Genomic DNA, 8,813 nt, shown 5'->3' with positions numbered 1-8,813 from the left:
TATTTAAAAAATTCACTTGTATCCGAACATACTATTTTTGTGCCTTTTTAGGGATATAAGTCAAGAAAAATATTTTTAAAAAAACTTAATTTTTTACTTGACATTTCACCATAAGACTTTGTGCCCACTCCCTGTGGACATGACCGTTTCTCCTAAAAATAGGTTTTAACTACGAATTAACACGAATTATAAATTTTGTCTTCATCCGTGTCCATTCGTGGTTCCATCTTTTTGCATCAATCACAGATGAACACAGAAAAAAATAATTTTCTCTCGCAAAGGCCCAAAGGTAATTCTCTCCTTTATTTTTCTTTGTGTCCTTTGCGTCTTTGCGTGAAACTTCCTTTCTTTTCTGAAAATACCTTTTTTACCACGAAGATACGAAGAACACGAAGATTTACAAGGATTTCTATGTTATTCCTTCGTGTTTCTTTCTGTTCATAGTGCCTTAGTGGTTTTTCTTTAAAATCTCTTTTACTTCATAAGCTTTCTCAGAAAAACCCTGGTCTTTAATTCAAAATCACTCTTTTGGTCATCATCAACATCTGTAGCTATCCTTATTCCTATGAAGCAAACTACCTGTTTATCACTAAGACTTAGCGGCAAATATGCAAGTTCAGCCCCATTAGTATCAAAATATCGAAATTCTAAGCCAAAGGAATTATTCACGGCATCAACTAATATATTATCAGCTACTATCTCCGTATGTGTTCCGTTCTCAAGCCTATTTATCTCTTTATTGGCTATATCTAACTCATAAGTAATGGTATTACCAAATGGTACAAGTTTAGTTGCATTAGCCAGAACACCACCTACTAAAACTTCCTCTCCTGTATCATATTGATTATTATCGTTTAAATCACGGATAACTGTCTCACCACTATCAAATTTATAGTTATTTTCACCCTCATCTGAATGCTTTTCTAAATTATAGAAGTTTAAAAGTGGTGTTCCTTCCGGTGGAGAACTCCCTGTTTTAACTGTATCTGTGCCTTGCTCATAACTAAAATTTCCATCCTCATCAAAAATAATTGCTTCATTACTCTCAAATTTACCATTACTATTTATATCGGCATATCTTTCACCAAAATTTAGGACAAAAGTAATATTTCGCCTATCGGCAAAAGATAGTCCCATAAGATTCCGCATCTCTTTTAACATTCCACCTCTTTTATCTCCTACCCTGCCACTCATCGTCTCCCTCACAATCTCCTGTGCTTTCACCTGAGGTTTTCTAACTGTCTGCATATAATCTTTTATTCCACCACTAAAGAAAAATACAATTACCAGGATAACAATTCCTGTGATTATAAGACTAACCAATGTTTCTATCAAAGTATAACCTTTTTTCAGTCTTTTTTCACCTCCTCCTGACTACTGTCTCTCGCTATCTACTTCTTATAGGTAGCTAACAATCGACTTCTTATCCTTTCATCTTCCTGCCAGGTAACACTTGTGATTATTTCGAGATAACCTGTATTTGTTCCGGTAGATTCCGGGTCGATAATTTTCCTCACCGAGATTGTTCTTGTTCCATTTTCTTTACCTACGGTTACTGGGCCATAGGTTCCTTGAGGAAACAATAAAGAAGTATCTGGAGGAAAAGTTCCTTCAGGAATACCTTTGGTCTCCATCTTTCTGATTATCTCAATGGTTTCTTGACATAATTTAACCGCGATAGTCGAATTCCCTGTGCTGACTACCTTCTTTGAGCCCGTATAAAGCACCATCATCACCACCATGACAATAAAAACTAAAACAACTACCATCAAGAGAATTTCTATCAAACCTATTCCTTTTTCATTTTCCCTGAAAATAGGGACTCGGGACTCGGGGTTCGGGACTCGGGAAGGCTGGTAGCCACACGACCCATGCTCTGCATGGGTGCCCCGAGCCTGCGCTGCCTCGACTTCAGCATTCCCACCAGTATCACTCCTTAAATACATTTTCATTCCCCTTTGCGTCCACTCCCCGAGGACATAACCATTGCTTAAACACATTATAATAATTCCCTCCATGAGAGAACTGTAACCGGACTACCACCACTACCGACGACATTGCCCGTTGGATCCCACCAATTACTAAATCCAGGTGGAGTAACTGGCATAAATGGATTTAGCGTATATTCCGACTGTGCCTTAGGTAATATCAATTCTCCATCATAACTTATCACCGAGCCCGTAACTGAAAAATTAGCCTGAGCATAGATACTATCATGACAATAAATCAACCCTTTCAGATGTGAACTTTGATTAAAATAAATATCACCTGTGCCAATTACCCCATCTGTTCCACTGATAACAATGATATTCATTTCAACTGGCTCACCTTCCTTTCCCACTGGCGTAGAAAAGACTACATCTTTGTTATTAATAACAATAATTGTTCCTTTACCAGAAATTTTTCCTGGTGTAAACTCAATCCCATTAAGGAAAAGATGCACCCCACCGGCGAGGTCAAAATTTTGAAGTTTGGTTTCAGTATGAACCTGCGTAACTGCCGCCATAATCTCATTCATATTCGGATTAGGAATGTAAGTTCCTGATTCACCCGGCTTAATACTACCATCATTAATCAACCCATCTGTATCTGAAGTTGTATCATACTCAAAAATACCATCAGCGGTTCCACTTATTTTAGACTTATCAGTAATAGTTCCCTTTGCTCTTACATCCTGCAAATCATTAGATGTATCATGAAGAAACAGGTTTGCCTTAACTCCAATATTTTTACTGGTCAAAACACGGCCTTCACGATAGAAAGGGTCAGGATAAATATCTGTTTTTGCATCAATCTGGATTGTATCATTTGCCCGAATACTTCCATAGATAATAGAGTTGGCATTAAGATTTAGTTTCCCACCTGTCATAATTGCATATCGCGCCCCGACAGGCTTAACAGTAAAAACTACTTTTACTACTTCCTCTATCATTTTAGTTGCCCCAAAACCTACCCCTACACCAAATAATTTAGGACCTTTAACCTGTGCCCGGCTGGTAATCCGCACAATGCTATAATCTACTGTCTGTAAAACAGTAGAAAGAGTCACCCAATACTGCCCTATTTCATAAGTAGAATTTGGGTAATAAAAAGGCTCACCTGCTCCATGAGGATTGCCATAGCCTGCTCGCCAGGATGGAGTTTGAGTTAAGTGCCACATAGCCCTTTCTGCCCCAGCCTCGGCTAATGGCAGTGCCACGCAATAACCTTCCTCTAAAACCGCATTACTATACCCTACTTTAGATAATAAATAAAAAGAGAAAACTAACATAAAAAGAACTACACTAATGAAAACAACCAATAATAAAATTACTTCCCCTTTTTCATTATCAGGATATTTCATCTTTTTCCCCTTTGAAAATACTTACCACCCAGATACGAAGATACACATTATATAGTAACTATACTTCCTTGCCTCATAAATTATGATTAATCAGGCAGAGGTCAGAAGCCAGGGCAGACTTCTGGTTTCTGATTTCCGTCCTCTATATAAATAAGTTATAAACTAAAGGGAGTTACCAAAAACTTTAAAAAAAAGTCACAATTTCTTAACCTTTAAGGTTTTCTCCCTTTCCTTCCTGTTTTATAAACAAAAAACCCTTTAGTGAGCGTTATCTTTTTTTTCCCTCACCAAAGGGTTTATTTTTATTGATTATAACTGATTGATGTAACCATTCATCAATTTTATCTTTTTTAAATCTCCAGCCTCTCCCTACTTTATAAGCAGGTATTTTACCCGCCTTTGATAGTCGATAAATACTTGATTCATGAAGACGCAGATAATCAGCTACCTCTTTTAATGTCATAATAGTAGGTCTACTCGTCATGACCGCTTCTCCTTTAAATTATCAATACCTCCACTTTTTTGTTATCTAAAAAATCTTTCTTCATTAGTTTTATTGTAACTACCTATCTCTCCGAAGTAAAACAACTGGGAATGTTGGTAGGTTCTGCTGTCTTACTTCACTCTGGATAAATAATATCTTTTATTTAAAGGGAGACTTATTTTTCTTGAGTAAAATTAACCAATTTTAGCCTTTTTTTACTTCATTTGATTAATATATACCACATTATTGCAATTTTGTCAAGAGAAATTTTTGAAGAGATCAAAAATAGGTTAGAATTTAAAACTAATAACATTATTATTATCAATAACTTATAAACATTAAATCATAAAAATTTTTTTTCCACCTGTGCAATGAGAAATAAAGAGATAATATTTTGGGGACGCTGCCCCGTACCTGTTTAGCGTGGTCAGAGAATATGAAGAAAAAGTATTGAGTTATTACAAAACTATTTGAAATCCAATAAGTTTTGTAATACAAAATCAAAAATTAAATATTAAAATGCAAAATGACATATCAAATATCAAAAATATCGACTTCGTGTGTAATTTATTGACTTACAAGTACTTTTGCATTTTACTTTGTCATTTTGCTTTGGACATTTTGATATTTGCATTAAGCTCTTCATGGAATATAGCAGTTATTAGTCAAAACTTTACTCAGAGTGGATAAGTAAAAAAATCCCAAATCCCAAGCACCAAATTTCAAATAAACACCAAATTTCAAGTCCTAAATACAAACTATGGGAGTAATGTTTTGAATTTTGGTTATTTGAATTTATTTGGAATTTGGAATTTGTGATTTGGAATTTCATAGTCATATCTATGTCAAATTGTAACCGTTCAGCCACAAAGACACTAAGAAAATCAAATTAAAAACAAGGTTTCAACCTTCATGTTTTGATGGCATATAATTCTTTTTCTGTAATTGTTCAGGTAACAGAAATAATATTGAATATCGAATGTAGAATACTGAATGTAGAATGATGAAGTTTCTGGATTTTTCTGTTTGGCCGTTTTTATACTTTGAACATTCTACATTCGATATTCTACATTCTACATTCAATATTTTGTAAGTGTTCCGAAATCTCAATCAATATTAGTAACTCAAGACCTGAACGGTTACGTCAAATTCCAATTAATAAGTGCTATATTTTACATCGGTATGCTATTATTTACCAAAGAGTTACGCCTTAAATTAGCGTCATTCAGAACACGCTAAACAAGTACAAGCCCCAGAACATCTTCCTTAATTTTCTACCTGCACAGGTCGAAAATTTGCGTGTTGTATATTTTTATATTTGTTTTACCTTTTAATATTTTACTTTACTTTTTATAAAAAGAATTACATCCTTCTTGTTGTTCCTCTCCCTTATCTACAACACTCTTAGATAAAATCAGAATTGCCTTTATTGAAGTTATACTTCGTTATAGTCCTCATAAAAAGACCTCTCGTCAGGATGCAAAGGAACACAAATCGCAAAGGAGTTAAGTTCTAATCTTCGTCTTTGAACAATTACCAAAAAACGTAACCGTTCAGGTGGTAATTTACCGCAGAGACGCAGAGGAACAGAGAAAACATGGAAATAAATCAGATAACAGAAAAGATTATTGAGGTAATCTTTGTAATACATAGGACATCAAAACCAAATTTGTTAATCAATCATGATATGTCGGTCCTCAAAAGCTTGCACTGATGAAAATCCGTGATGGAATTCTGCGTCTGGTAAATAGTTTTTAATTTTTTCTCTGCGTCTCTGTATCCCTGCGGTGAACGGCTACCGAAAAACTTTGTGTCTTTATGCCTTTGTGGTAAAAAAAGTTACCCATATTTATTACCTGCACCCCTATCAATCCTGTGATTCAGACAATAGACTATAGACATCAGACCTCAGACTAAAGCAGGCAGAAATTGCAGAAGAATGAAGGATTAGGAGACCTGCCTATACTTCTTCTGCTGGAAGAGTTGAAAGAGTAGAAAGAGTTGAAAGTGTTGGATGAGTTGAAGAAGTTTCTTCACTGACACTGACACTGTCACTGACATAGGTAAGGCTTAGGAAAAATTCAGGGAGTGAAGTTTTGAGGATGGTTTCCCAAATGTCACTAATTTCCTCCATAAATAGAGTCTATAGTCTTATGTCTGATGTCCAGTGTCTGAATTACAGATACCTAAAGTTTTTTTTCTTGACATATAAATTTTTTTATGATATCTTTATATTAACTGGATTTTCGTAAATTTTATGCTATTTCTAAACTTCTCTTTATCCTTATCAATCTGTTTATTTTGCTCAAAGATGGCAAAATTAGGCTCAAAAGTCTGATGATTTTTTTGCAACTTATCCTTTGAAGTTGAGTTGATAAAAAATGCTTTACCTATTTTCTTCCCTTTGTGTCCTTTGCGATTTATCCTTTTTTAATCGCAAAGAACACAAAGATTAAAGGCAAAAGGAATCATAAAAAATTCACGAAACACCAGATTTAAATGAGGTTTCATTTAATGATTTTTTCAATCGGACATAGTAATCATTCATTAGAAAACTTTATTAAATTATTACAACTCCATCAAATTCAAATATTGGTTGATGTCCGAACCTCCCCTTATTGTAAATATGCCACCTGGTTTAATAAAAATGAATTAGCACCAATCATTGAGAAAAATAATATGGAATACCTATACTTAGGGAAAGGATTGGGGGGGTATCCTTCTAATTCAGAATATATCACTGCCACTGGGAAAACAGATTATAAAAAATATGCTCAAAGTGAAGAATATCTTAACACCTTACAATTTTTAGTTGAGGAAACGGTGGGTAAAAGAGCCGCTATTATGTGTGCTGAAGCAGACCCAAGACAATGCCATCGCCATCTCCTGATTACAAAATCTTTATTAGAAAAAGAGATAGATGTAATTCATATCCTGGCGGATGGGACCCTGGACTACCCAAAATTAGAAGAGTTTAAAAATGAAGTGCAACAATTATCGCTTTTTGAGTAAGTGTTTAGTTTGGAGTAACTGTTCACCGCAGAGACACAGAGAAAAAAATTAAAATCTATTGACGAGACGCTTAACATCCCTGATTTTCATCAGGGCAAGCTCTTGAGTACAATAACATTAAAATTGATTAACAAATCTGGTTTGCCTGCTGAACATTGGGCAAGCAGGTCATAAGTATTTCCATGTCTGCATCAATAATCTTTTATGTTATCTAATTTATTTCTATGTCTTCTCTGCGAACTCTTGCGTCTCTGCGGTGAATTATCACCTGAACGGTTACAGTTTGGAGATGAAAATGCATAAAATATACACCATTGGATTTACCAGGAAGAGTTTAGAGACATTTATAAAATTGCTGCAGAAGGCAAGAATAACCTTAGTAGTGGATATTCGATTAAATAATACTTCCCAATTAGCAGGTTATTCCAAAGGGAAGGATTTGGAGTTTTTACTTAATGCCGGCTTTGGTATTAACTATCGCCATGAACTACAACTTGCTCCCATTGAAGATATACTTAACCAATATAAAAAGGACAATAATTGGAATAGATATGAGAATGATTTCCTGAAATCACTTGAGAAAAATAAAGTTAGTATTCTAAAATTAGGGAAAGAACTGATGAAAAACCAGACTATTTGCCTGCTTTGCACCGAGCCGACTGTGGATAAATGTCATCGTCGATTAATAGCAGAATTTTGGGCTAAAAATTTACCAGATATTGAAGTTTATCACCTGTAAGAAAGTAGAGAGAATATTGCTAACTACTGACTACTAACTACTATAAAATATGATGTCAAAAGAAACTATATCTAAAGAATTAGTTATCTTAGCTATGACCAAAATGGCTAATGGAATTTGTACTGCAGGAATAGAGTCTAACACCGGCAAATGGATTCGGCCTGTTCGATTAGACATTAGTGACCCGATGGAACATTGTGTCCAATTGACAGATTTTATTATTCAAGGAGAGCCACGGATAAAATTATTGGCTGTATCTGAAGTTTTTCTTAAAGAACCAAACCCTTCCCCGCCTCATATTGAGGATTGGATTATTGATAGGCGATTTAAACCCAGATTAGTTAGACAACTTAACGATAAAGAAAAGATTGATTTCCTTAATACCCATTCTCATCAAGAGGATTTAAATAGACTTCAGGCTAAAGAATGTTCCTTAGGATTGATCAAGCCAGATGACTTTTTAATTCATTTTAAACCAAATAAAAAAGGTGATGATATTGCTGTTCGGATAAATTTTACATTAGGGAAAGAGAGGTGGAAAGAAAAGCCGTGCCCGGATATTAAACTGCGTGCCTTTGGTAGATATGTTTTACAATATCTTAAAAAGTCCTCACATTCTCTTAGTCTTGAGGATTTTTTAAAGAAAGGATATGCCAATATATTCTTTAGTTTAGGTTTAACGCGGTTATATCAGGGTGAAAATTGGCTGATGATAATTGGTGTCCATACCATTCCTGAATATAAAGCAGAAATTGACTTCTCACAACTCTAATATTTCAGAGGGGATTGGGGTCAAACTTTGATTATATGTTATGGTCAGATAATGGAGAGTACAATAAGAAGATGCAGTTTATCATGTTATGTCAAGAGGAGTTGCTCAAGGAGTAATATTTCTCCTAGAGGTAACAAAAATAAGACGACCTGGTGTTTCGTGAATTTTTTATGATTCCTTTTGTCTTTAATCTTTGCGTTCTTTGCGGTGGATTTCTTTTGCGTTCTTTGCGATTAAAAAAGGATAAATCGCAAAGGACACAAAGGGAAGAAAATAGGTAAAGCATTTTTTATCAACTCAACTTCAAAGGATAAGTTGCAAAAAAAATCATCAGACTTTGGTGGTGTCTTAATCTAGCATAAAGGTTAAAATAGTGTATAGGGTTCTGCAAAATAGGATTTGAGGGAGACAACAAATAAATATCAAATATCAAATATTAAATATCAAATATAAATATCAAAAT

7 protein-coding genes are annotated in these 8,813 nt (G+C 34.7%); 3 read left to right on the top strand and 4 right to left on the bottom strand.

What is annotated here, in order from left to right; translation table 11 throughout:
• Positions 1–474 precede the first annotated feature (474 nt).
• From AB1422_13040 to AB1422_13025, 4 genes are all read right to left on the bottom strand, one after another.
• On the bottom strand, positions 475–1,353 hold the full coding sequence (locus AB1422_13040; protein ID MEW6620238.1) for a prepilin-type N-terminal cleavage/methylation domain-containing protein: 879 nt from the start codon (positions 1,351–1,353) through the stop codon (positions 475–477).
• Positions 1,354–1,391: 38 nt separating this feature from the next.
• Complete coding sequence (locus tag AB1422_13035) at positions 1,392–1,946, bottom strand: hypothetical protein (protein ID MEW6620237.1); 555 nt, start codon at positions 1,944–1,946, stop codon at positions 1,392–1,394.
• A gap of 53 nt (positions 1,947–1,999) precedes the next feature.
• Complete coding sequence (locus tag AB1422_13030; protein MEW6620236.1) at positions 2,000–3,343, bottom strand: hypothetical protein; 1,344 nt, start codon at positions 3,341–3,343, stop codon at positions 2,000–2,002.
• A 268-nt stretch (positions 3,344–3,611) separates the two neighbouring features.
• A complete protein-coding gene (locus tag AB1422_13025; GenBank protein ID MEW6620235.1) occupies positions 3,612–3,827 on the bottom strand; it encodes a helix-turn-helix domain-containing protein in 216 nt (71 codons plus the stop codon).
• A gap of 2,514 nt (positions 3,828–6,341) precedes the next feature.
• Here AB1422_13025 and AB1422_13020 point away from each other — a divergent pair.
• The 3 genes from AB1422_13020 to AB1422_13010 all read left to right on the top strand — a co-directional run bounded on the left by AB1422_13020 (position 6,342) and on the right by AB1422_13010 (position 8,350).
• Positions 6,342–6,839, top strand: a complete 498-nt coding sequence (locus AB1422_13020; protein ID MEW6620234.1) for a DUF488 domain-containing protein — start codon at positions 6,342–6,344, stop codon at positions 6,837–6,839.
• Between the two features lie 295 nt (positions 6,840–7,134).
• Complete coding sequence (locus AB1422_13015; GenBank protein ID MEW6620233.1) at positions 7,135–7,578, top strand: DUF488 domain-containing protein; 444 nt, start codon at positions 7,135–7,137, stop codon at positions 7,576–7,578.
• 49 nt (positions 7,579–7,627) lie between these two features.
• Positions 7,628–8,350, top strand: a complete 723-nt coding sequence (locus AB1422_13010) for a hypothetical protein (GenBank protein MEW6620232.1) — start codon at positions 7,628–7,630, stop codon at positions 8,348–8,350.
• Positions 8,351–8,813 lie beyond the last annotated feature (463 nt).

It is taken from the genome of bacterium, assembly GCA_040757115.1.
Classification (GTDB): domain Bacteria; phylum UBA9089; class CG2-30-40-21; order CG2-30-40-21; family SBAY01; genus JBFLXS01.
The sequence above is the reverse complement of the archived record's forward strand: the minus strand, read 5'-3'. Positions and strand labels throughout refer to the sequence as shown.